Origin of the sequence: Caballeronia sp. dw_19 (assembly GCF_018449515.1) — a bacterium.
In the GTDB taxonomy this organism is placed as follows: Bacteria; Pseudomonadota; Gammaproteobacteria; order Burkholderiales; family Burkholderiaceae; genus Caballeronia.
Genome location: NZ_JAAVUQ010000009.1, coordinates 132,427 through 154,468 on the forward strand (window position 1 = coordinate 132,427; position 22,042 = coordinate 154,468).

General features: G+C 60.7%; 22 protein-coding genes and 2 pseudogenes. 12 read left to right on the forward strand and 12 right to left on the reverse strand.

Annotated features, from left to right (window positions below; all coding sequences use genetic code 11):
- Positions 1–4 precede the first annotated feature (4 nt).
- Together HB376_RS15250 and HB376_RS15255 are read left to right on the forward strand one after the other, a co-directional pair.
- Positions 5–1,099 carry a catalase family peroxidase gene (locus HB376_RS15250; protein ID WP_213764500.1) on the forward strand — a complete coding sequence of 365 codons (1,095 nt, stop codon included), beginning with the start codon at positions 5–7 and terminating at the stop codon, positions 1,097–1,099.
- Positions 1,096–1,635, forward strand: coding sequence for a cytochrome b (locus tag HB376_RS15255; RefSeq protein WP_213764501.1), 540 nt, complete (start codon positions 1,096–1,098; stop codon positions 1,633–1,635). Before HB376_RS15250 ends, HB376_RS15255 begins: the two co-directional genes overlap by 4 nt.
- Positions 1,636–1,666: 31 nt before the next feature.
- Here the strand turns inward: HB376_RS15255 and HB376_RS15260 are convergent, their stop codons facing one another.
- On the reverse strand, positions 1,667–2,695 hold the full coding sequence (locus tag HB376_RS15260) for a trypsin-like peptidase domain-containing protein (RefSeq protein WP_213764502.1): 1,029 nt from the start codon (positions 2,693–2,695) through the stop codon (positions 1,667–1,669).
- A 270-nt stretch (positions 2,696–2,965) separates the two neighbouring features.
- Between HB376_RS15260 and HB376_RS15265 the strand changes: the two genes are divergently transcribed.
- From HB376_RS15265 to HB376_RS15295, 8 genes and pseudogenes are all read left to right on the forward strand, one after another.
- Positions 2,966–3,919, forward strand: a complete 954-nt coding sequence (locus HB376_RS15265) for an aliphatic sulfonate ABC transporter substrate-binding protein (protein WP_255631372.1) — start codon at positions 2,966–2,968, stop codon at positions 3,917–3,919.
- 7 nt (positions 3,920–3,926) lie between these two features.
- A pseudogene (locus HB376_RS41010) lies at positions 3,927–4,073 on the forward strand (sulfite dehydrogenase); the annotation flags it as partial.
- Positions 4,058–4,253: pseudogene (locus HB376_RS15270) on the forward strand (hypothetical protein); the annotation flags it as partial. The pseudogenes HB376_RS41010 and HB376_RS15270, both read left to right, overlap by 16 nt.
- A 17-nt stretch (positions 4,254–4,270) precedes the next feature.
- On the forward strand, positions 4,271–5,299 hold the full coding sequence (locus HB376_RS15275; RefSeq protein WP_213764504.1) for a sulfonate ABC transporter substrate-binding protein: 1,029 nt from the start codon (positions 4,271–4,273) through the stop codon (positions 5,297–5,299).
- Positions 5,300–5,523: 224 nt separating this feature from the next.
- A complete protein-coding gene (ssuD, locus tag HB376_RS15280) occupies positions 5,524–6,672 on the forward strand; it encodes an FMNH2-dependent alkanesulfonate monooxygenase (protein WP_213764505.1) in 1,149 nt (382 codons plus the stop codon).
- 13 nt (positions 6,673–6,685) lie between these two features.
- Positions 6,686–7,480: an aliphatic sulfonate ABC transporter permease SsuC gene (gene ssuC, locus HB376_RS15285; RefSeq protein ID WP_213764506.1), complete on the forward strand. Its 795-nt coding sequence runs from the start codon at positions 6,686–6,688 to the stop codon at positions 7,478–7,480.
- Positions 7,481–7,533: 53 nt separating this feature from the next.
- Entirely contained in the window at positions 7,534–8,316 is a 783-nt protein-coding gene (locus HB376_RS15290; protein ID WP_255631373.1) for an ATP-binding cassette domain-containing protein, read from the forward strand.
- A gap of 71 nt (positions 8,317–8,387) precedes the next feature.
- Entirely contained in the window at positions 8,388–8,603 is a 216-nt protein-coding gene (locus HB376_RS15295; RefSeq protein WP_031357267.1) for a molybdopterin-binding protein, read from the forward strand.
- Between the two features lie 1,209 nt (positions 8,604–9,812).
- Here the strand turns inward: HB376_RS15295 and HB376_RS15300 are convergent.
- The 4 genes from HB376_RS15300 to HB376_RS15315 form a co-directional block, all read right to left on the reverse strand.
- Entirely contained in the window at positions 9,813–10,616 is an 804-nt protein-coding gene (locus HB376_RS15300; protein WP_213764507.1) for a MetQ/NlpA family ABC transporter substrate-binding protein, read from the reverse strand.
- Between the two features lie 164 nt (positions 10,617–10,780).
- Positions 10,781–11,635: a CmcJ/NvfI family oxidoreductase gene (locus HB376_RS15305; protein ID WP_213764508.1), complete on the reverse strand. Its 855-nt coding sequence runs from the start codon at positions 11,633–11,635 to the stop codon at positions 10,781–10,783.
- Between the two features lie 106 nt (positions 11,636–11,741).
- Positions 11,742–12,557: a MetQ/NlpA family ABC transporter substrate-binding protein gene (locus HB376_RS15310; RefSeq protein WP_255631361.1), complete on the reverse strand. Its 816-nt coding sequence runs from the start codon at positions 12,555–12,557 to the stop codon at positions 11,742–11,744.
- A 107-nt stretch (positions 12,558–12,664) separates the two neighbouring features.
- Positions 12,665–13,456, reverse strand: coding sequence for an SDR family NAD(P)-dependent oxidoreductase (locus tag HB376_RS15315; RefSeq protein WP_213764510.1), 792 nt, complete (start codon positions 13,454–13,456; stop codon positions 12,665–12,667).
- A 275-nt stretch (positions 13,457–13,731) separates the two neighbouring features.
- Between HB376_RS15315 and HB376_RS15320 the strand changes: the two genes are divergently transcribed.
- Entirely contained in the window at positions 13,732–14,679 is a 948-nt protein-coding gene (locus tag HB376_RS15320) for a TauD/TfdA family dioxygenase (protein ID WP_213764511.1), read from the forward strand.
- Between the two features lie 56 nt (positions 14,680–14,735).
- Here HB376_RS15320 and HB376_RS15325 read toward each other — a convergent pair whose 3' ends face one another.
- The 6 genes from HB376_RS15325 to HB376_RS15350 form a co-directional block, all read right to left on the reverse strand.
- Complete coding sequence (locus tag HB376_RS15325; RefSeq protein WP_031357276.1) at positions 14,736–14,951, reverse strand: hypothetical protein; 216 nt, start codon at positions 14,949–14,951, stop codon at positions 14,736–14,738.
- Between the two features lie 164 nt (positions 14,952–15,115).
- Complete coding sequence (locus tag HB376_RS15330; protein ID WP_213764512.1) at positions 15,116–15,901, reverse strand: ABC transporter ATP-binding protein; 786 nt, start codon at positions 15,899–15,901, stop codon at positions 15,116–15,118.
- 39 nt (positions 15,902–15,940) lie between these two features.
- Positions 15,941–16,756 (reverse strand): ABC transporter permease, encoded by an 816-nt coding sequence (locus HB376_RS15335; RefSeq protein ID WP_213764513.1) that lies wholly within the window; start codon positions 16,754–16,756, stop codon positions 15,941–15,943.
- Between the two features lie 12 nt (positions 16,757–16,768).
- A complete protein-coding gene (locus HB376_RS15340; RefSeq protein ID WP_213764514.1) occupies positions 16,769–17,608 on the reverse strand; it encodes an ABC transporter permease in 840 nt (279 codons plus the stop codon).
- 29 nt (positions 17,609–17,637) lie between these two features.
- Positions 17,638–18,705, reverse strand: coding sequence for an ABC transporter substrate-binding protein (locus tag HB376_RS15345; protein WP_213764515.1), 1,068 nt, complete (start codon positions 18,703–18,705; stop codon positions 17,638–17,640).
- A gap of 72 nt (positions 18,706–18,777) precedes the next feature.
- Entirely contained in the window at positions 18,778–19,710 is a 933-nt protein-coding gene (locus tag HB376_RS15350) for a TauD/TfdA family dioxygenase (RefSeq protein WP_213764516.1), read from the reverse strand.
- Positions 19,711–20,069: 359 nt separating this feature from the next.
- Between HB376_RS15350 and HB376_RS15355 the strand changes: the two genes are divergently transcribed.
- Complete coding sequence (locus tag HB376_RS15355) at positions 20,070–20,285, forward strand: hypothetical protein (protein WP_213764517.1); 216 nt, start codon at positions 20,070–20,072, stop codon at positions 20,283–20,285.
- A gap of 1,112 nt (positions 20,286–21,397) precedes the next feature.
- Here HB376_RS15355 and HB376_RS15360 read toward each other — a convergent pair.
- Positions 21,398–22,024: an NAD(P)H-dependent oxidoreductase gene (locus tag HB376_RS15360; protein WP_255631362.1), complete on the reverse strand. Its 627-nt coding sequence runs from the start codon at positions 22,022–22,024 to the stop codon at positions 21,398–21,400.
- Between the last annotated feature and the right edge of the window lie 18 nt (positions 22,025–22,042).

Below are 22,042 nucleotides of genomic sequence, written 5' to 3' on the forward strand. Positions count from 1 at the left end.
CCACATGACGACTGACCCATTCTCACCTCGCCCTCGCGGGCGGCAAACCATTCCGCTATTCAGGCTTGCGGCTATCGGCGCGGTTGTGGCGGCTGTCGGCGGCGCTTTTGTCTATGTTGCCGGCTTCGCGACACCGCATCGCCTGACGCCGCAGCGCATTATCAATACCTTCGAAGCGAATGCGGGCGTTCATCCCGGATTCCGCCGCAATCATGCGAAGGGCGTCTGCGTGTCGGGATATTTCGAAGGCAATGACCAAGCGTCGGACATCTCTCGCGCTGACGTGTTCAAGGCCGTGCGGACGCCAATCATTGGACGTTTCGCCATACCGGGCAGCGATCCATCAGCTCCGGACGCCAGCGTGCCGGTGCGCAGCATGGCACTGGATTTCAAGTTACCCGACGGTCAGCAATGGCGCACGGGCATGAACAATACGCCGGTGTTTATCGTCAATACACCGCAGGCTTTCTTCGCTCAACTGGTGGCGTCGAAGCCGGACCCTGTCACGGGCAAGCCCGATCCGGCAAAGCTCAAGGCGTTCTTTGCGGCGCATCCCGAGACCGCGCCGTTCCAGAGCTGGGTGAAAAATCATCCGCCGTCTTCCAGTTTCGGCAATGCGGCTTATTACGGCATCAATGCATTTCGTGCAATCGATGCAAACGGCAAGACTCACTTCGTCCGCTGGTCGATGGTGCCTGAGGCGCCATACGCACCCGTCACCGCGGAACAGAAGGGTGAACACGACTTTCTCGATAACGAACTGCGCGGCAGGCTGGCAAGCGGTCCGTTGCGTTGGCACCTGATCCTGACGGTGGCCAAGCCCGGCGACCCAACCACCGACGCAACGCAAGCGTGGCCCGAAGACCGGCCGCACATTGACGCAGGAACATTAGTGATAGAGCACGAGAGCGCGCAGAGCGACGGCGATTGCCGGGACATCAACTACGATCCGACCATTCTTCCCGATGGCCTGGAGCCATCGGCCGATCCGCTGCTGGCCGCGCGCTCTTCCGCTTATGCGGTCTCTTACAACCGCCGCACGCATGAGGAGGCGCAGCATCTGGCCTCCGCTCAATCACCGGCACGGGGTCACGAATGAGCGCCGATCGAAAGCACTTCAGCCCGTCAGCGCGGTTTTTGCACTGGCTCATGGCGCCGCTCGTCATTGCAATGTTGTTCATCGGCGTGGGGATGGTGGCCACTTTATCTTCATGGCATCAAACGCTGCTCGCGATTCACAAGCCGCTGGGCATTGCAATTCTTGTGCTGGTGAGTGTGCGTTTCATTGTGCGGCTAACCCATCGCATACCGCCTCTGCCCGACGACATGCCGCGCTGGCAGCAGCACATTGCACATCTGTCGCACTGGGTTTTCTACGCGTTGTTGTTCGCCATGCCGCTGGTCGGCTGGTCGATGCTGTCGGCCGGCGGTTTTCCGATCCACTTGTTCGGACCCGTCAACCTGCCGCCCATCGTCCCGCAGGACGTGCGCCTGTATGCGTTGCTCCGATCAGCGCATACGGTGCTCGCCTTGCTGCTGTTCGCGACCTTCCTCGCGCATCTCGCCGCGGCGTTGTTCCATGGACTGATTCGACGCGACGGCGTGTTTTCGAGCATGGCGAAAGGCCGCGACTAGGCGGCCCGCCTGTCACACCACGCCGGTCGTTTCATCCTGCTTGTTCGACCGGCGTCACGTCCAGTTCCAGCTTTTGCGTGCCGCGCAACACGGTCACTTTCACCGCCCGGTCGATACGTGAAGCATCCAGCGAGCGCTGCAAGCTATCCACGCTATCTACCGCCAGCGTGTCGATGGCGACGATCCTGTCGTCCGTACGCAATCCGCCGAGCGCGGCCGGGCTCGTTTTCACGACCTCCATTACGTGTACGCCACTTGCCGCCGGCAGCTCGAAATAACGCTGCACGCGGCGCGAGATGGGCATTGTCGTACCGGCCACGCCGATATAGGCGCGCCGCACGCGCCCGTACGCGAAGAGCTGCATGATGATCCATTTGGCGGTATCGATTGCAGTGGCGAACGAGATCGCCTGGGCGCCGGCAATGATCGCCGTATTCACGCCGATCACCTGACCCGCCGAGTTGATCAACGGGCCGCCCGAGTTGCCGGGATTGAGCGCGGCGTCGGTCTGGATCACGTCGTAGATCATGCGTCCGGAGTTCGATCGAAGGGACCGTCCGAGTGCCGAGACTACGCCCGTCGTGACCGTCTGCGCGAGGCCGAGAGGGTTCCCCACGGCGATCGCGATCTGCCCGACTCGCAGCTTGCCGGATTCGCCCAGCTCGACGTGCGGCAAAGCGTCGGCTGAGCCAATGCGCAGCACCGCGAGGTCGCTGTCCGGGTCGTCGCCGACGAGGTCGGCATCGAACTTCGCGCCGTCCGCGAGCGTCACGCGGATCTGCGTGGCGCCGTGCACGACGTGGCTATTCGTCAGCAGATAACCATCGGGCGTGAAGATGAATCCCGAGCCCGAACCTCCGTGCGCGCCGCGGCCGCTCTTGTCTCCGGGCAAACGTCGTTCGACTGAAATAAAGGCGACCGCCTGCTGCACGCGTTCGAGTGCGCTGATCACGGTCTGGGAGTAAGCGTCCAGCAGGGCCTCGTCGCCGAGCGGGCTTGCGAACGCGGCGCCGGCGGGGCCGCGCGAGAGATCATCGATGAATTGGGGACGGCTTCCCATGATCGTGCTCCGGATAAATGGATCATGAGATGCGGGATTCTTGCGGCTATTTCAAGCCCGTCGAGCCCATGCCGCGCTGCCGGGAGCGCCCGCGCAACCGTCTCAGCATCCATGCTGCAATCGATATCACGATTGATCGTTTAGTGCTGGACGCGTGCGTTGTTAGTATGGTCGGCTGCCTAATCCGCCTGCGATGCCCCCATGAAAATCTTCATCCGTCTGGCCGCGTGTCTCGCGCTGGCTGTGACTGCCCTGAGCGCTGCGAGCGGCATGGCGCAAACGCCTTCGGGCGACCCCGTCAAGCTGCGAATCGGCTTTCAGAAATCCTCCACGCTGATCGCGATCCTGAAGGCACGCGGCACCCTGGAACGGGCCGTGGCGCCGCTTAATGTGCGCATTGAATGGGGTGAGTTCGCGAGCGGGCTGCCGCTTACCGAAGCGTTGAATGCGGGCGCGGTGGATTTCAGCGCCGACGTGGCGGATACCGTCCCGGTCTTTGCTCAGGCAGCCAACGCCAACTTCGTCTACGTCGCGCAGGAAACGCCGTCGCCCTCGGCGCAAGCCGTGATCGTGCATCGCGATGCACCCATCCACACGCTCGCCGACCTGAAGGGCAAGCGCATTGCGGTGACGAAGGCTGCCGGCAGCCACTATCTGCTGCTCGCCGTGCTGGCACGCGCCAAACTCTCGCCTGCCGATGTCAAGATCAGCTACCTGGCGCCCGCCGACGCGCGCGCGGCCTTTGAGCGCAACGACGTGGACGCGTGGTTCGCGTGGGACCCGTACGTGGCGTCCGTCGAGCAAGACCCGGGCGCCCGCATTCTGATTCGCGGGGACGGGCTTGCGTCATACCAGCGGTATTACCTTGCGTCCACCCCCTTTGCGCAAGCGCATCCGCAGATCATCGATATCGTGTTCAAGCAACTGGTTGAAGCGGGCGTCTGGACCAAGGCGCATCCGCAGGAAGCGGCGAAGATCCTGGCCCCGGTGTGGGGTCTCGACCAGGCGACGGTCGAGCGCGCCAACACGCGGCGCACCTACGTCGTGCGTGCGGTCGTGGCGAAGAACTTCGGCGAGCAGCAAGCGATTGCCGACATCTTCTATCAGGCGAAGCTGCTGCCCAAGCCCGTCGATACCGCCAGTGCGCTCGTCTGGGACTTCGCCGCGCGCAAGGCGGTCGCGGCGAATGTGGCGACGGCATCGCTGGCCGCAACACAGCCGTAATTTTCCGATGACCTCCCGTCAGTCCTCACCTTCGCCGGGGCGCCGGCGTCCGCTCGGCAGTCTCGTTGCCGAGTTGCTCAAACCACTTGAGATCGCATCATGGTCGAAGACGCCCGGTGCACCGATCCTCGAACATCCATACGGCCTGCCGTCACGGCTTACAACGCGCCGGAGTCCCTGTCGGCTGACGAGGTTTATGCGCTTGGCGCATTCCTGTTGAATCAGAACGGCATTGCGCCGCCCGACGCGTGGCTCGATGCACAATCTCTACAAAAAAGTAAGGATGCCGAATCGTGACGGTTTCGTACCCGATCCACGTCCCGGCCGCCTCTGAATATCAAGGAGCAAAGCATGTCTGACCATTACCCAACAAAAAACGAAACATTACCGCAACTGGCCGTTCCATCACGCCGTCGTACATTGCTGAAGATAGCCGCCTTAAGCGCCGGAGCCACCAGTATCCTGACCGGCGGCGCCGCACTATTGGCGAGCCAGACGGCACGCGCCGAGGAGTCGGGGAAAACGTTCCGCATCGGTTATCAGAAGTACGGCAACTTCGTCGTTCTGAAGGCGCGGGGTACGCTCGACAAACGGCTCGCGGCGCAAGGCGTCACCGTGCAATGGCTTGAATTCCCCGCCGGACCGCAGCTTCTGGAAGGGCTCAACGCAGGCGCGGTCGATGCCGGTACGGTAGGTGAAACGCCACCGATCTTCGCTCAGGCCGCGGGCGTGGACTTCGTTTATGTTGGCAACGAACCGCCTGCACCGCAAGGCGAAGCGATTGTCGTGCCGCACGATTCGGCTATCCGTAAGGTAGAAGATCTGCGCGGCAAGAAAGTGGCCTTGAACAAGGGCTCGAATGTCCACTACCTGTTGGTCGTTGCGCTGAAGAAAGCGGGGCTTTCATATGCGGATATCCAGCCGGTCTATCTGGCTCCCGCCGACGCGCGCGCGGCGTTCGTGCAGGGCAGCGTCGACGCATGGGTCATCTGGGACCCGTATCTCGCGGCCGTTGAACGTCAGGCGAACGCACGCGTGATTGCGGACGGCACCGGGCTGGTGCGCAACACGCAGTACTACCTTGCGACCCGTAAGTTTGCGACCGCCCAGCCGCAGCTTGTGCATGCGCTGCTGGAGGAACTGGATCACGTCGACAGATGGGGGCGCGACAACGTTCCGGATGCCGCGAAGCTTTTGTCACCGCTGGTCGGACTGGATCAGCCGACGCTTGAACGCGCATTGAAACGGACGGCCTATGGCGTGCAGCCGATCACGCCGGAGACCCTTGCGTACCAGCAACAGATTGCCGATACCTTCACCGAGCTCAAGCTGATTCCGAAAAAGCTGGTGGTGACCGATGCGCGCTGGAGCGTCGTTTAGGCTGGATATTGCGCTCCTGCATCACTAGAGACGCATAAGCAGAATTGGCGAGAACCTTAGCTTAAATAAATCGTTCATGCCTAAAGTGAGCATCGCTAAGATGAATCATCTGAACGGGGACGGGTGACTCGTTCGCACGAACATGGGCCGCACTTTTGTTCGTCGCGTCTGTGCTCGCTTCCTACTCGAAACTTGAACTTACACCCGCAAGGCAGGAGCCCCCAATGAATGTTTTCTGGTTCATTCCGACCCACGGCGACAGCCGTTATCTCGGCACGACGCAAGGCGCGCGCGCCGCGGATTACGATTACTTTCGCCAGATCGCGGTGGCGGCCGATACGCTCGGCTACGAGGGCGTATTGCTGCCGACGGGGCGTTCCTGCGAAGACGCATGGGTGGTTGCATCCAGCCTGATTCCGGCCACGAAACGCCTCAAGTTCCTCGTCGCGATCCGTCCGGGTCTGACGTCACCGGCGTTGTCTGCACGCATGGCGTCGACCTTCGACCGGCTCTCAGGCGGCCGTCTGCTGATCAACGTGGTGACGGGCGGTGACCCGATCGAACTGGCCGGCGACGGCGTGTTCAATGACCACAACACCCGCTATGAAGTCACGGACGAATTCCTGCAGATCTGGCGCGGTCTGCTCGAGTCGTCGCATGAAGGCGGCACGATCGATTTCGAGGGCAAGCATCTGAGCTCGAAGGGCGGCAAGGTACTTTATCCGCCCGTGCAGAAGGCGCATCCGCCGCTGTGGTTTGGCGGCTCGTCGCCGGCAGCGCACGAGATCGCGGCCGATCATATTGATACCTATTTGACCTGGGGCGAACCGCCCGCTGAAGTTGAAAAGAAGCTCGCCGATATTCGTCGTCGCGCAGCCGATAAAGGCCGCGAGATCAAGTTCGGCATTCGTCTCCATGTGATCGTGCGCGAGACAGAACAGGAAGCGTGGGCCGACGCGGACAGGCTCATCAGCAAGCTCGACGACGAAACCATCCAGCGCGCTCAGGCATCGTTTGCAAAGATGGATTCGGAAGGCCAGCGGCGCATGGCCGCGTTGCATGGCGGTCAGCGCGACAAGCTTGAGGTCTATCCGCATTTGTGGGCCGGTGTCGGCCTCGTACGTGGTGGTGCGGGCACGGCGCTGGTGGGCAATCCAGAGCAGGTCGCGGGCTTGATGAAAGAGTACGCGGCGCTCGGTATCGACACGTTCATTCTGTCGGGCTATCCGCATCTTGAAGAGTCGTACCGGTTCGCCGAACTCGTATTCCCGCTGCTGCCGCGTGAACAGAAAGAGCGCACGTCGGGACCGTTGTCGGGGCCGTTCGGTGAAATCGTCGGCACGTCGTATTTGCCGCGCGCGTCGCAAAGTTGAACCCGGAGGTCTGATGAACGTCGTCCCGTTTTTTCGCCGCGCCGGTGTACAGGCCGCGCCATGGCTCGTGCCCATCCTGATCCTGATCGCATGGGAACTGGCTGCGCGCACGGGCGGTTTATCGTCGCGGGTATTGCCCGAGCCCCTGGCTGTTGTCAAAGCGGCGTGGGAGCTGATCCAGTCGGGCGACATGTGGGCGAACGTGAAGGTCAGCGCATGGCGCGCGTTGACGGGCTTCGCGATCGGCGGTGGTATCGGCTTCGTGCTCGGGCTGGGGACAGGACTCTTCAAGCCGGCTGAGATCGCTCTCGACTCGACCGTGCAGATGATCCGCAATATCCCTGCGCTCGCGATGATTCCCTTGGTGATCCTGTGGTTCGGTATCGGTGAGGAAGCGAAGTTGTTCCTGGTCGCACTGGGCGTATTTTTCCCTGTCTATACGAACACGTATCACGGCATTCGTTCCGTTGATGCAGACCTGATCGAGATGGCTCGCAGCTACGGACTCTCGGGCTTTGCGCTGTATCGCGACGTGATTCTGCCGGGGGCATTGCCTTCCATTCTGGTGGGCGTGCGGTTTGCGTTCGGGTTGATGTGGGTGATGCTGATTGTGGCTGAGACCATCTCCGCGCAATCGGGGATTGGCTATATGACGATGAATGCGCGCGAGTTCCTGCAGACTGATGTGGTGGTGGTCGGCATCCTGCTTTATGCGCTGCTCGGCAAACTCGCCGACATGCTCGCGAAGTCGATCGAGCGCGCAACGCTGCGTTGGCATCCTGCGTATCAGAAGGGAGCAAAACCGTGACATCAAGCTATGCATCGTATGCATCGGGCAAAGTCTTGCTGGAAGATGGCGAGTTGGACGTTGCCACACGCGGACGTGCACCGGCGGCGGTTGCGCCCCTTGAGCTCCCTGCTGACATGGCGGTCTCGCTGCAAGGCGTCGATAAGCATTTCGGCGAGCGCAAGGTGTTGTCGAGCTTTGATTTCGCCATTGAACGCGGCAGTTTTGTATCGATAGTCGGCCGCAGCGGCTGCGGCAAGTCCACGTTGTTGCGCTTGATCGCGGGGCTTGAAAAAGCGACCGGTGGTGTTGTTCAGCGTAACGCGGCGGCGGGATCCAGTGTGCTTGAGACCCGCATCATGTTCCAGGATGCACGTTTGCTGCCGTGGAAAAGCGTGCTGCAAAACGTCATGCTCGGCTTGCCGCGTTCGTCTCGTGAGGATGCCCGGGCGACGCTGGCTGAAGTGGGCCTGAGCGCGCGGGAGGGCGATTGGCCGGCGCAATTGTCGGGTGGTCAGCGGCAACGGGTGGCGCTTGCGCGTGCGCTGGTGCACCGGCCAGACCTGTTGTTGCTGGATGAACCACTGGGCGCGCTTGATGCGCTGACGCGCATTGAAATGCATGCGTTGATTGAGCGTTTGTGGCGCGAGCATCGCTTTACCGCACTGCTTGTCACGCACGATGTGCAGGAAGCGGTGGCGCTGGGCGAGCGGATTGTGTTGATCGAAGCGGGGAAGATTTCCTTCGATGCCGCCATCACGCTGCAGCGTCCGCGTTTGCGCACGGCGGAAGGGTTTGCCGAGTTGGAAGAACAGGTCTTGTCGCGTGTTCTCAGGAACGGTGCGCAGCCGGGCTAGATTTGGTTATCGATCACTCATTGCCGCTGTCTACTGGCCCCGGCACTATTCAATCAATACGGAGCATTACCATGGGCATTACGGCGATCAATGTACGCAATCAGTTCAAGGGGCATATCAAGGAGATTATTCGCGGTTCGGTGGTCTCGGAAGTCGATGTGGAAACGCCGTATGGAATTGTCACGTCGGTGATTACTACGCGGTCGATCGATGAGCTCGAACTGAAGGTAGGGAGTGAAGTTATTGCGTTTGTGAAGTCTACGGAGGTTTCTATTGCGAGGCTTTGAGGGGCGGCGGGGGGTTAGGTTTTGGGGTTAGTGGTTGGGGGTCTATGCTGGGGTGGTCGGTTCTGGGGTTAGCGGTCGGGGTTAGTGCCGGGTTGCTGCTTTCAGTGTTAGTGGTCTGCGAGAGTCGGATATTCTCTTTATCACTATTAGCCACTGTGCGTGGCGGCACGTCATTTCTTTGTCCAAAGCGACAAAGAAACGAAGCAAAGAAAGCGCTTTAACCGCTCTACCCTAAGTGTCCACAGCGTGCGGTTTTCATTCATAGGTGCCCCAAAAGCACGGTGCTCGCCAGAGCGGAGGATGTTTGAACCCCTCCTTCTCGCGAATCCTGACACGAACACGCTTCGCCCCGTACGCTCTCGGGCAAGCACCAGTTGCCAAGGAGCCCGTACCGCCTCACACGTACTCGTAGACTCGCGCTTGCCAATGAACACGCCTCACCACCCGCGCTCTCGGGCAAGCACGAATTGACCAGGAACCAGCACGGCCTAACGCGTATTTGCTTCTACGGTTCTTCGTGGGTTAGCGGCTTGGTCAGTGCGGTTATTTTCGTAGGCTATGGCCTTACGTATCTTCGCGGCCCCATTTCTTGGCGGGTTGGCGGCGCGTGGTCCGTCATGCATACAAATTGGTGGTTGGTCGTCCGCGGATAGCGCGGGGTGCCCCTTGAGCAGGTTCAATCACTGGTGGCGAAGCGTGTGGGTATCGGTGTTCGGAGAAGGAGGGTTTCACACATCCGTGGCTCTGGCGAGCACCGTGCTTTTGGGGCACCTATGAATAGAAACTGCACGCTGTGGACACTTAGGGTAGAGCGGTTAAAGCGTTTTCTTTGCTTCGTTTCTTTGTCGCTTTGGACAAAGAAATGACGTGCCGCCACGCACAGTGGCTAATAGTGATAAAGAGAAAATCCGATTCTCGCAGACCACCACGGCCGAAAGCACCAACCCGGCATAGACCCTGACCGCAAACCTCGGAACCTAACCCCCCAAGCACTAACCCCGACCAACAATTCGCCGCGCAGGCTCGTCGCAAATGCCCCTGGCGAAGTTTCATCAATTGATCCCGGTGGTCTTCGATGCAATTTTTAGTGACCGGTCAATATAATAAAAACCGCCGCCACGGCGAACCAATAAAAGCCCACGACCTAAGCACGTCAAACGCTAGCCCGGTTCAAGCAGATACGATTCGCCCGCAGCGAGGATATCCCGCTTAGAACGCCGGAATAATCGAACCCTTGAACTGAGTATTAATGAAATTCTTCACATCCGGCGACTCATACGCGGCGACCAGTTTCTTGACCCAGGGTGCGTTGCGATCCTGAGTGCGAACGGCGATCAGATTGGCATAAGGACCCTTCAGGTCTTCAATGGCAATAGCGTCTTTCGTAGGCGACAGGCCCGCTTTCACGGCATAGTCCGTATTGATCGATGCGGCGGCGAGGTCGTCAAGCGAACGCGGCAACTGCGCCGAGTCGAGCTCGATCAGCTTGATACCCTTCGGGTTCTCGATCACGTCGAGCGGCGTCGCGTTCACACCATCTTTACCCACACCGTCCTTCAACTTGATGATGCCGTTTTTCTGCAGCAGCAACAGCGCGCGATTGCCGTTCGACGGGTCGTTCTGGATACCGACTTTCGCCCCTTGCGGCAGGTCTTTCAACGACTTGAACTTCTTCGAGTAGAAGCCCATTGGCGCAACATAGGTCAGGCCCACGTTGACGATCTTGTAGCCGCGCTGCTTGATCTGGCTGTCGAGGAACGGCTGGTGCTGGAAGCCGTTTGCATCGAGGTCGCCGGCGTCGAGGGCGGCGTTGGGCTGGATGTAATCGGAGAATTCGATCACCTTGATCTTGAGGCCTTCGCGCGCCGCAACCTTGGACACTTCGGTCCAGATTTGCGCGTCGGGGCCGCTCATGGTGCCGATTCTAAGCGGGGCGTCTTCCGCATGGGCGACGCCAAAGACAGCGCCGAGTGCGACGAAGGCAATACTTGCAAGAACAGTTCTACGATGCATGTTGAAACTCTTTCTGGTTGGCAGGCGCGAATCCTCTCATGACTTGCGCACTAGCCTAACCATTCTGTTTTCATGTGTTTATGCAAATTTGAAAGCTTAGCTAAGATCCGGTGCATGCGAGAAACCGGGTTGGCATGCACCGGTTGGCGGCTAGTTGTCGCTTGTCATTCCTTCCAGAAAACGAGTGCGCGCAATTCGATGCTTCTGCGCGGCGCGGCGCCGTCCGGTGTGGTCGGATCTTCAAACGCCGTGTGTGCGGTTAGACGGGCCGTGCCGTCGTCGCGAGAGTCGTAGATCTTGAGCAGCAGCGCTTCGTCGGGCCGTAGCTTCGGGAAGTAATACCAGCGATGCGCCGGGTTATGCGTGAAGGAAAAGGTCTCGCCGACCTTGTCCTTGTACACAAGATCGCTTGGCACCAGATCGCTCGCCGCGATCGAGCGTGCGTCGCAGAGGGCGAGGGGTAGCTGCTCGACTACGTCGAGCGGCCGCCACAGGTTGATGATTGCAAAGCGGTGCTTGAGGCGTTGAGCAGCTTCATCGGCAGGCAGATGGTCACGCACCCGACGCGGCCCGGAGACGAACGTCTGGTCGTTGTGTACGCGCCTCACGGGCTCGCGCAAGGACGAGGTGGCGCGCGAGCCGTTCAAGCTGTCGCGCAGGGTGTGATCGAATACCACAACCTTCTCGGCGCCCGTCGCTTTGAGCAGGACTTGTGCGGATTCGTTGTAGTAGATCGAGCGGATGGCGGCGTCGTCGCTGAAGTCGGTCAGCGCGCTCGCGTGCGCGATGCGTTCAAAGCCGCTTTTATCCAGCGATAGCTCTCCCGCTGCGGCGAGCGGACGAGCGTCGCGGATCGTCACGCGCCGGGGTTCGAGTGCGCCGGAAGTCCAGGGCACGCCGGGCGGCGGCTCGAACGTGTAGCTCACCGGCCGCCCTTCGCCGGCACGCAAATAATTGAGTTCAGCCTCTACCGCATGCAGCGTTTCTGCACGCGGGCGTTCTTCGAATACGGTGCTCATAGTCGTTCCTCGGCCTGGAAGTCAGAACTTTCTAAGCTATACCCGCATGACTCGAAGCTGAACGAATAAAATTCCATAAGGTTATTCGGTCGGCATGGCGATAACCCTACTTGCTGGCGAAGTATTCGGGAAGACGAAAACCATCGTAGAAATGGTTGTTCAGGATGGCCTGCTGAAACGCGGGCGACTGATACGCATCGACAATGTCCCGCGTGCTGCGCGATGTCTTGTTCACAGCCCTCACCACGACCTGGTTGATGTACGGCGGAGTCATCTGCTCCAGGGCGAGCGCGTCGGTGAGTTTGTAACCGCTGAAGATCGCGAAATTGCCCTGGATGGCGGCGAAATCGACGTCATCGAGCGCACGCGGCGCCTGCGCATTTTCAAGCGGAACAATCTTGATGCCGGCCGGATTCGCGATCACGTCACGCTCGGTCACATCCACTGGATTGCTGTTCGGACGAAGCTTGATCCAGCCTATCCGCTGCAAGATCTTGAGCGCGCGCTCCAGGTTGACCGGATCGTTGGGCACGGCCACTGTCGCGCCGGCCCGGACGTCCGTCAACGCATGGTGCTTCTTCGAATAAAGGCCCATTGGCGGTGTGGGTACTTGCACGACGGCAACCAGATCGGTTCCGTTGCGGTCGTTGTATGACTTCAGATAGACCTCGTGCTGCATGACATCGGCTGTGATCTCCCCACGATACACCGCCTGGTTAGCCTCCAGCCCCGTGCTGAATTCCACGTACTTGATCGTGTAACCCTTCTGGCGCAATTGCGGTTCGACACCGGCCTTGAATTCATCGGCGTAAGGCCCCGGCACGAAGCCGATGCGCAGTTCGTTTGCACCAGCGGCGCGGGCATTGAATGGAGCGAGCGCAGCGCACAGCGCCAACGCAAGGAGGAAGGGGCGTTTAGACATGAGGGGATAAATAGAGGAAGTAAATGACCGCATGCGGGCCCATAAGGAACGCATGACAGCGAAATCAAAGCGAACCGCGCGCAACGTTTCAACGCGCGGCTCGTTGTTCAGAACGTTTCCTTGAACGGACGCAGATCAAGTTCCTGCGTCCATGCGCTTCTATGCTGATGGTGCAACTGCCAATAGCTCTCTGCTATGGCGCTTGCATGCAGCAAGCCATCGTCACCGGCCTGCTGCACGCGCTGCGGCGCGGATTGCCGCAGACGCTCGCCGTCAATGCCCCCATCAATCACGATATGCGCGACATGCACGTCCTGGGCGCCGAACTCGCGCGCGAGGGTCTGGCTGAGAGAGCGCAACGCCGCCTTCGAAGCAGCAAACGCCGCGAAGGGTGGTTTGCCGCGCAACGCGGCCGTAGCGCCCGTGAACAGCAGCGTGCCGCGCCCCGTTGAACTGCCGCCGTTCAGTCCATTGTTCAAGATCCGGCGCAGCGCTGCCTGCGCAAACAGGAAACCGCCGAGCACGCCGGTACGCCACGCTTGCTCGAAGTCCGCTGCGCTCAGTTCAAGCGTGGGCGCACGGCTTGCACCGCCTGCGTTGAATACGGCCGCCGTTAGCGGACCAAGTTCACGCACGCGCTCGGCAAGCTCGGCAACGGTTGCTTCATCCGAAATATCGCCGGGCAATGCGTGGGCCACGCCGCCCGAGGCGCGAATCTCCGCGGCGATGCTCCCCACACGTTCGGCCGTGCGTCCCGTGAGGGCGACCGTGAAGCCGCCCTCCGAGAAGCGCCGGGCGACTGCTGCGCCCAGTCCCGCGCTGGCGCCGACCCCGGCGATCCACGCGACCGGCGGTTGTTCATGCGGAAGACTGGAAGGTGACTGGATGGTTGAGTTCATGGCGGTGAAGTTAGACCGGCTCGTGGCGATTGGAAAGGAAGAAAACACGATAACGTTATTCGACACAGCGAGATTGATTCTAGTCTTCGGCCATCTTTTGCGTTCGGCGTGGTTTGCATATGCGGATCGATTGGTTGAGGCCGCTGCGAGGCGGTCGTAAGGTGCATATCGAAACATCGGGGTCCTTTGTCATGCCGCCGCGTATGCCTGAGCTTCAATCGTAAGACCCGAATATCCCCACCTCAAGCTGGCGATCCCCTTTCAGGAGACACATAATGAACGCAGCCGTCGCAAGTACTACGGAGTCGGTCCAGGTCACGCCGCTGTCGGCATTCATAGGGGCACAAATCAGCGGCGTCGATCTATCGCAGCCACTCGACACCCATCAGGTCGCGCAGATTCGCGCGGCGTTGTTGAAGTGGCGCGTGATCTTCTTTCGCGAGCAGTTCCTCACGCACGCGCAGCACGTGGCGTTCTCCGCGCAGTTCGGCGAGCTTACGCTGGGGCATCCCGTGTTTGGGCACGTTGACGGGCACCCCGAGATCTATTCCATTTCCAAGTATCGCAAGGCAACGCGTTTCGAAGGACAGGCGTTGTTGCGTCCGTGGACCGGCTGGCATACCGACGTAACGGCTGCCGTCAATCCGCCGTTCGCATCGATCCTGCGGGGCGTCACCATTCCGCCCTATGGCGGCGACACGCAATGGACAAGCCTTGTTGCCGCGTACGAAAAACTCTCGGCGCCGCTGCGTGATTTTGTCGATGGCTTGCGCGGCGTGCATAAATTTACGGCGCCCGCCGGGGCCAGCGCCACCAGCGCATTTGAGCAAGCCGTGCAGCAACGCGCACTGGTCAGTGAACATCCGTTGGTGCGCGTGCATCCTGAAACTGGCGAGCGGGCGCTGTATGTCAGCCCAAGTTTCCTGAAGCACATTGTTGGTGTGACGCCGCGTGAGAGTCAGGCGATTCTCGAACTGCTGTGGGAGCACGTGACGCGTCCGGAGTTCACGGTACGGTTCAAATGGGAACCCGGCAGCATAGCGTTCTGGGACAACCGGTCGACGGCGCACCTCGCGCCATCGGATATCTTCGACCTGGAGTTCGACCGGCAACTGTATCGGACAACGCTGGTGGGCGACGTGCCGGTGGGACCGGACGGTCGTGCTTCGGTCGCCCTGGAAGGGTCGCCGGTCAATGCGGCAGCAGCCATGGCATTGAACTGAAATCGGTTACGGAACTCCCCCCTCCGTGAATTCGGGGGGATGGATGGAAACCAACGTCAGGCGCGCGGCAGCCGCCGGTTGTCGATCCACATGCGAGCCCAGCGCGCAGCGTAAGCAATGGCGAGATCGGATTCGAAGAAGTAGTCGAGCGCGTCGAATACATAAGCGCGCTTTTGCAGCGACGCTTCGTCCTGAATCACGAGATTGGCGGCGAACAATCCGCTAGGCAGCGCTTGTGCCGCGGGAGCGACTTCATAACCCTTGTAATGCATGCTTGTTTTTCCTCCGGTACACAATGCAGTGGAATGCATGTGCCCCACATTAACGAGCCTCGCAAGACAATGGAAACAAGCATTTGGCAAAAGCAAACCCGTTGCCGCCAGGGATTGGAAAGAAGAAAAAGTTGCGAAGCATGTGCATGAGAGAACGCGCCTGATCAGGCGGCCACGTCCTGCGGCACGCTGAAGTCCGCCAGTATTTCATCGCGCAAGCGCACGAACGCGGCATCGCTGCGATTGCGCGGCCGTTGCAGATCAACCTTCACGATCTTGCCAATGCGCCCCGGCCGCGCCTGCATGACGACCACGCGGTCGGCAAGGAATACGGCTTCGTCAACGTCGTGGGTGACCAGGATCATGGTGATCCGCTCGTGTTCCCAGATGCGTCGCAACTCATTCTGCAGGCGGCTGCGCGTGAGCGCATCGAGCGCGCCGAACGGCTCGTCGAGCAGCAGGAGCTTCGGCCGGTTGACGAGCCCCCGGGCGATTGCCACGCGCTGCGCCATGCCGCCCGAAAGCTGATGCGGATGATGCCCTTCATTACCCTTCAGGCCGACCAGCGCGATATGCTCGGCTACCGCACGGCGTTTCTCTTCCTTGCTACGCCCTGAATTCTTCAGCGCAACCGCAATGTTCTGCTCGACGTTGAGCCACGGAAACAGCCTGTGATCCTGGAACACGATACCGCGCGCAAGATCGGTGGTGCGAACGCGCTCGCCGCTGAATTCGATGTCGCCATCGAACTGGTCGTCGAGCCCTGCAATCAGGCGCAGCAGGGTGGACTTGCCGCAACCGCTGGCCCCCACGATAGCCACGAACTCGCCGCTCTTCACCGACAGGTCGATGCGATCGAGCACAGGCACGGCGTGGTCGTCGCCGGCAAAACGCTTGGAGACGTGATGCAGGTTGAGATCGCTTGTTCGGGTGCTGGGGACAGTCGCCATGATGATATGGACTCTTTATGAAATATGAAAAATGCGCAATCACATGGCCGGATCGCGGAACCAGCGTTGCTGGATGGCACGGGCTAACGCATTCAACGCCCACCCGGTGATGCCGATCACGATCACGCCGAATACCACGAGATCCATGCGGAACTGCTCGCTGCCGTCGACCAGCGTGTTGCCGATGCCGCTGCCAGCGACCAGCAGATACTCCGCACCGAGCGTTGCAAGCCACGAATAGATGAGCGCGAGATAGATGCCGGTGAAGATGGACGGCAACGCAGCGGGAAGCACGACATGTCTGACGGTCTGCAACTTGCTGTAGCGGAACACGCGGGCGACATCGAGGAGCGCAGGGGAGACCGCGCGGATGCCGTCGCTCGTATGCGCGACCACGGGCACCAGCGCGGCGAGCGAAAGGAACACGACTTTCGCGACATCGCCGAGACCGAACCATACGGAAATCAGCGGTATCCACGCAAACAGGGAGACCTGCTTGAACGCATTGAAGCTGGGGCCGATCAGCCGGTTCGCGAAGGGCGAGACACCGAGCAACGCACCCAGCACGAGCCCAAGACTTGCGCCGAGCGTGAAGCCGGTGAGTTCGCGTGCAAGCGATGCCGAGAGCGCCCGCCACAGCGCACCGCTTCGCGCCTGATCGATAGCGGTATGCAACACCTGCGCAGGCGAGGTCATCATGCCGTGCCCGGCGACCACATGACGCGAGACAAACCACCAGGAGAACAGGGCGACAGCCGGGATGACCCAGCCGCGCCGGCGTCCGGTTTTGCCCGGTTCGCCCGACGCTGCGATAGCCGCGGAGCCGGTTTCGAGTTCAAGAGACGACGTGGCCATTTCGATACTCCTTCAGGCCGGCCGCGCGGGCGACAGTTTGTGTTCCAGAACCGTAAGCAGGCGATCCGCCGCATACCCGATCGCACCCACGATGAGCACCGATGCAAGCACCAGATCGAGCTGGAACAACTGCCGTCCGTACACGATCAGATAACCCAGCCCTTCCGACGATGCCACCAGTTCAACCACGACCAGCGTGAGCCACGCCTTGGTGAACGCGAGGCGAATACCGGTGCCGATGACCGGCACGGCCGAGGGCAGGATCACGCTGAAGATCGTCTGGCGGCGTGAATAGCGAAAGACGCGCGCAACATCGAGATACGCGGGTGGCGTCCGGCGGAATCCCTGCAGCGTGCTCAAGGTCACCGGCACGAGCGCGGCGTGTCCGATCAGCAAATACTTCAACGGCTCTCCGATACCCACCACGATCATGAGAAACGGCAGCCATCCCAGTACCGGCACCTGCACGACGGCATTGAAGCTGGGCAGGATGTAAGCCTCGGCTGTGCGCGACAGCCCCAGCCATGCGCCAAGCAGCAAGCCGAGCACGACGCCGCCGGTGAATCCGACCGCGATCCGCGACAGACTCGCGCCGATATGCATCCACAGTTCGCCGGTGCTGGCGAGGCCGCCGAGGGTATCGAAGACGAGGGTGGGCGACGGCAGGATTTGCGGCGAGATCCAGCCGTAGTGGGACCCGAGCACCCACAACACGGCGCAAGCCACGGGCACGAGCCAGGGCAACGCGATCCAGCCCAGCGAGCGCGCCACGCTCGCCGCGTGACCGTGCGCGTTGTCGAGCGAAGCCTGGCGGCGGTTGGGAGACACAGTGCGGGCAATGCTGTTCGCCATGACCGGCTTCTCCAGAAAAGTTCAGACGTTCACGATGCCAGCGGCTTGCCGGACGGATCGAAACGGGGCCAGTAGTTTTCGAGCTTCAGCGTCTTCAAGGCCTGATCGAGATACTTCGGTTCGAACCAGCCGTTCACGCTCACGGGCTGACGGATCAGGTTGAGACGCAGCGCGTCGTCGGCAACGGCCTGATAGCGCGCCACGATAAACGGATCGATCAACGGCGAAGTGCGCTCCTTGAGTGTCTGGTTCGCGTACTCCGATTGCCACGATTCCACTGGCACACCGCTCTTCGCCCACAGCGTGAAAAGCGCGCTGCGATTGGCTTCGTCCGAGGACCACTGCGACGCTTGCACGACCGACGTCACTACCTTTTGCACGATGTCGGCGTGGTCATGGTCGAAGTCGTCGAGAACCAGCAGATGCGCCTGACGCGTGTACTGCAAGCCACCGTCACGCGACGCGTAGATGATCTTCGCGAGACCCTGCCGCTGGAGCTTGAAGAGCTTGAAGTCGAGAAACACGGCGTCCACGCCCTTCGATGCAAGCGCGGCTTGCGACGCGGCGTCGTCGAGATTGATCACGCGCAGGTCACGCTCGGAGAGACCGTTCGCCTTCAGGACGTTATCGACTACAAGTTGCAGGTTGGTGCCGCGAAAGATCGCGACTCGCTTGCCCTTCAGGTCCTTGACGCTTTTGATGTCGGAGTCGGGCGGCACGGCCAGGTAGACGCCCGTACGCACGCCGGATTCCAGCAGCAATTTTGTCTTGAGGCCATTCGCGCGGCCGAGCACGGCGGGCAGGTCGCCCTGGTAGGCGAAGTCGATCTGACGATTCGCCAACGCCTCGTTGACCGCGGGTCCGGCGCCTTTGAAGAACAGCCATTCCACCTTGACGCCGTCGGGTTTGAGCGCGTCTTCCACGCGGTGCTGCAACTGGGCGGTCGCGGCCGGCGAGCCGCCGAACACGGGCGGATCGCCATAACCTTGCGTCGCCACGCCGATCCGGACGACAGCCGGGGCGGCAGCCAGGACGCTCGTGGCGGCAACCATGCCCAGCGTGACAATGAGGGAATGCAGGAGGGATCGTGGGGTCATTGAATTCGTAAGGAAGACGCAATGAAGGGGAGGCGAAAGGCAGCGTGGCCTGCAACGCTGCCGGGGGCGGGATCAGTTTGGTGCAGGCGTACCGCGCAACGCGCGGCTGCGCCGGCCGTCGATACCCACGGGCACATCACCATGCACCGTCGCGCGCCGGACCACGCGGCGTGCGCTCTCGTCGTAATCCGCTACCGCGTAGTGTTGCGTTGCCCGGTTGTCCCAGATCGCTACGTCGCCCTGGGTCCAGCGCCAGCGCACCGTGTTTTCGAGGCGCGTGACGTGATCATGAAAGAGCTCTTTCAGGCGATCCGAATCGCGTTGTGACAAGCCGACGAAGCGTTGCACGAAATGACCCAGCACGAGGCTGCGTTCACCTGTTTCCGGATGCACGCGCACGACCGGATGTTCGGTTTCATAGACTGTCGAGGTGAACTGTTCGCGATATGCCCGCTCGGCGTCGGTGGCGGGTGCGCTGCGGTTCGCCGCGTAGTCGTAGGTATTCGTATGAATGGCCCACAGAGAGTCCGCCAAGGCACGCAGCGGGTCCGGCAGACGAGTGTAGGCCTCGGCAGTGTTGGCCCAGACCGTATCGCCGCCAGCGGGCGGGATTACCACGCCTCGCAGGATCGAGATCTTTGGATAGGCTTCCACGAAGGTCACGTCCGTATGCCAGGAATTGGCGCGCGTGCCGTCCTTCGAGTCGAGTTCGAGCAGACGATTGCTGCCGGCGACCGATGGCACCGTTGGATGAGCGACGGTTTCGCCGAAGCGGCTGGCGAACGCTTCCTGCGCGGCGTCGTCCAGATGCGACTGACCGCGAAAGAAGATCACCTTATGCCGCAGCAGCGTGGCGTTGATGGCCGCGATGGTCGAGTCGGCCAGATCCGGCCCGAGGCGTACGCCGCGGATTTCGGCGCCGATCCGGCCGCCTACTGCATGGACGTTGAGGTCCAGCGCGGTTGAGGATTCGGCGGCAACGGCAGGCGTGGCGATGAGGGTCATCGGGTGCTCCTTGGGGAATCGTTGGATATTGTCGGGTGTCGTTGTCGATCGTTGTGTATCGGGATGCTTGCGCGCTGGGGCGGGCGGAAAAATGCAGCGGCAATAAATTGAAGCATCCGTGCGCGGTCGCGGCAACGAAGCGATTGGACTTTGCTTTACACACCGGACATGGGTCGTTTATGAGGGACCCTTAATGACACTCCGTGACGCTGGCTTAATAGGGATCGATTCGGGATCGATAGGTTTTCTATTCATCGTCAGATATCCAAATGAATAAAAGATGGTTCCTGTACGTTTAAGTTTGACCTACCTTGTATTTAGCGGTAGCCCGTACCGGAACGTGTTCAAGGAGAATTGCGATGTCTGAACCGAGAGCCATTTTTAGAAACTGGGGGAGTGAAGTGCTGCGGCACTGGCGGGAGCGGCGTACGGTGGCCGCTGATCAATCGCGCGGGGCGGCACGCGAGCCGTACGATCTTGAACGCATCGCAACGTGTGCATGCAGTGGCTATTTCCACACGGGTTATGCGCTCGATCCGTTTGTTTTCACGCCGGAGTTACCGTTCAGGGATTAGCCAAGGGTTTTTCGCTCGCGCCGGTGGACGGAGTTGGGGGTGGGGGTTGATGCCGGGTGGTTGTTTCTGGGTTTGTGGTCGGGGTCTATGCCGGGTTGGTCGGTTCTGGGGTTAGCGGTCGGAGTCAATGCCGGGTTGCTGCTTTCGGCCTTAGTGGTCTGCGAGAGTCGGATTTTCTCTTTATCACTATTAGCCACTGTGCGTGGCGGCACGTCATTTCTTTGTCCAAAGCGACAAAGAAACGAAGCAAAGAAAGCGCTTTAACCACGCTACCCTAAGTGTCCACAGCGTGCAGTTTTCATTCATAGGTGCCCCAAAAGCACGGTGCTCGCCAGAGCCACGGATGTTTGAACCCCTCCTTCTCGCGAATCCTGACACGAACACGCTTCGCCCCGTACGCTCTCGGGCAAGCACAATTGCCGAGGGACCCGCACGGCCTCACACGCATTCGCTGCCGCGTTTCTCGGTGCGTTGGCCGAGCGTGCGCTATTTTTTTGGTGGGCTACACGGCCGAACGTATATTTACGGCTTCATGTTTGGTGGGTTGTTGCGCGGGCTGCGCGATTCTTTTGCCAGCTACGCTACGGCCTGATGCATCCGCGTGGCCCCGTTTCTTGATGGGTTAGCGACGTGGTTCGTTATGCGTACAAATTCGGAGGAGGTTTTCCGCGGATAGCGCGGGGTGCCCCTTGGGCAGGTTCAATCACTGGTGGCGAAGCGTGTGGGTATCGGTGTTCGGAGAAGGAGGGTTTCACACATCCTTCGCTCTGGCGAGCACCGTGCTTTTGGGGCACCTATGAATGAAAACTGCACGCTGTGGACACTTAGGGTAGCGTGGTTGAAAGCGTTTTCTTTGCTTCGTTTCTTTGTCGCTTTGGACAAAGAAATGACGTGCCGCCACGCACAGTGGCTAATAGTGATAAAGAGAAAATCCGACTCTCGCAGACCACTAAGGCCGAAAGCAGCAACCCGGCATTGACTCCGACCGCTAACCCCAGAACCGACCAACCCGGCATAGACCCCCGACCGCTAACCCAGAAACAACCACCCGGCATCAACTCCCACCACCCCCAAATCCCCCCCAACCCCGTCCACCGGCGCGAGCGAAACTTTCAATCGGATATGGTCAATGGCAGACCCAATTCACCCAGCGCATCGCGTGCATTGAACGCCAGCGCAAACTGAGCCGCCTGCCGCCCCACCGTCGCCAACTGCTCCGCCACCTTCGGGTCCGAACAGGAATCAATCGTCTCGAAGCGCGTTTCCAGCGAGTTGACCGCAGCACCGTACGGCGTCGGCCAGCCCCGCAACGCATGCACGATCGAGCGCAACGACGTGAGCACAGCGCCGGCGCCTTGCCAGCCATATGCCGTCACCACGCAACCCACCGCACGGCCGTCGAGATAGGGACGCTTGTCGTCACTGAGTTCCTCCAGCGTGTCCAGCGCGTTCTTGACCAGCCCCGAGACACCGCCGTGATAACCCGGCGTCGCGATGATGACCGCATCCGCTTCACGCACCGCCTCAATCAATTCGAGCTGTTCTGCCGAGCGTTCGCCATGTTCGGGCGCATAGTGCGGGAGCGAATGCAGGAACGTGCCGCCGAACAGCCGCGTGCGTGCACCTTCGGCTTCGGCGCCGAGCAGGGCGAGACGAAGCGCGCGTTCAGTCGATGAAGCCGCGCGGGTCGTGCCGCCAATGCCAACCACAAGCGGCCGGCGAAATTCAAAGCTCTTCAACGAAATACTCCCAGGATT

Coding starts and splice junctions, on each gene's coding strand:
- HB376_RS15250 (WP_213764500.1), top strand. CDS start 5: ATGACGACTGACCCATTCTCACCTCGCCCTCGCGGGCGGCAAACCATT.
- HB376_RS15255 (WP_213764501.1), top strand. CDS start 1,096: ATGAGCGCCGATCGAAAGCACTTCAGCCCGTCAGCGCGGTTTTTGCAC.
- HB376_RS15260 (WP_213764502.1), bottom strand. CDS start 2,695: ATGGGAAGCCGTCCCCAATTCATCGATGATCTCTCGCGCGGCCCCGCC.
- HB376_RS15265 (WP_255631372.1), top strand. CDS start 2,966: ATGGCGCAAACGCCTTCGGGCGACCCCGTCAAGCTGCGAATCGGCTTT.
- HB376_RS15275 (WP_213764504.1), top strand. CDS start 4,271: ATGTCTGACCATTACCCAACAAAAAACGAAACATTACCGCAACTGGCC.
- ssuD (WP_213764505.1), top strand. CDS start 5,524: ATGAATGTTTTCTGGTTCATTCCGACCCACGGCGACAGCCGTTATCTC.
- ssuC (WP_213764506.1), top strand. CDS start 6,686: ATGAACGTCGTCCCGTTTTTTCGCCGCGCCGGTGTACAGGCCGCGCCA.
- HB376_RS15295 (WP_031357267.1), top strand. CDS start 8,388: ATGGGCATTACGGCGATCAATGTACGCAATCAGTTCAAGGGGCATATC.
- HB376_RS15300 (WP_213764507.1), bottom strand. CDS start 10,616: ATGCATCGTAGAACTGTTCTTGCAAGTATTGCCTTCGTCGCACTCGGC.
- HB376_RS15305 (WP_213764508.1), bottom strand. CDS start 11,635: ATGAGCACCGTATTCGAAGAACGCCCGCGTGCAGAAACGCTGCATGCG.
- HB376_RS15310 (WP_255631361.1), bottom strand. CDS start 12,557: ATGTCTAAACGCCCCTTCCTCCTTGCGTTGGCGCTGTGCGCTGCGCTC.
- HB376_RS15315 (WP_213764510.1), bottom strand. CDS start 13,456: ATGAACTCAACCATCCAGTCACCTTCCAGTCTTCCGCATGAACAACCG.
- HB376_RS15320 (WP_213764511.1), top strand. CDS start 13,732: ATGAACGCAGCCGTCGCAAGTACTACGGAGTCGGTCCAGGTCACGCCG.
- HB376_RS15325 (WP_031357276.1), bottom strand. CDS start 14,951: ATGCATTACAAGGGTTATGAAGTCGCTCCCGCGGCACAAGCGCTGCCT.
- HB376_RS15330 (WP_213764512.1), bottom strand. CDS start 15,901: ATGGCGACTGTCCCCAGCACCCGAACAAGCGATCTCAACCTGCATCAC.
- HB376_RS15335 (WP_213764513.1), bottom strand. CDS start 16,756: ATGGCCACGTCGTCTCTTGAACTCGAAACCGGCTCCGCGGCTATCGCA.
- HB376_RS15340 (WP_213764514.1), bottom strand. CDS start 17,608: ATGGCGAACAGCATTGCCCGCACTGTGTCTCCCAACCGCCGCCAGGCT.
- HB376_RS15345 (WP_213764515.1), bottom strand. CDS start 18,705: ATGACCCCACGATCCCTCCTGCATTCCCTCATTGTCACGCTGGGCATG.
- HB376_RS15350 (WP_213764516.1), bottom strand. CDS start 19,710: ATGACCCTCATCGCCACGCCTGCCGTTGCCGCCGAATCCTCAACCGCG.
- HB376_RS15355 (WP_213764517.1), top strand. CDS start 20,070: ATGTCTGAACCGAGAGCCATTTTTAGAAACTGGGGGAGTGAAGTGCTG.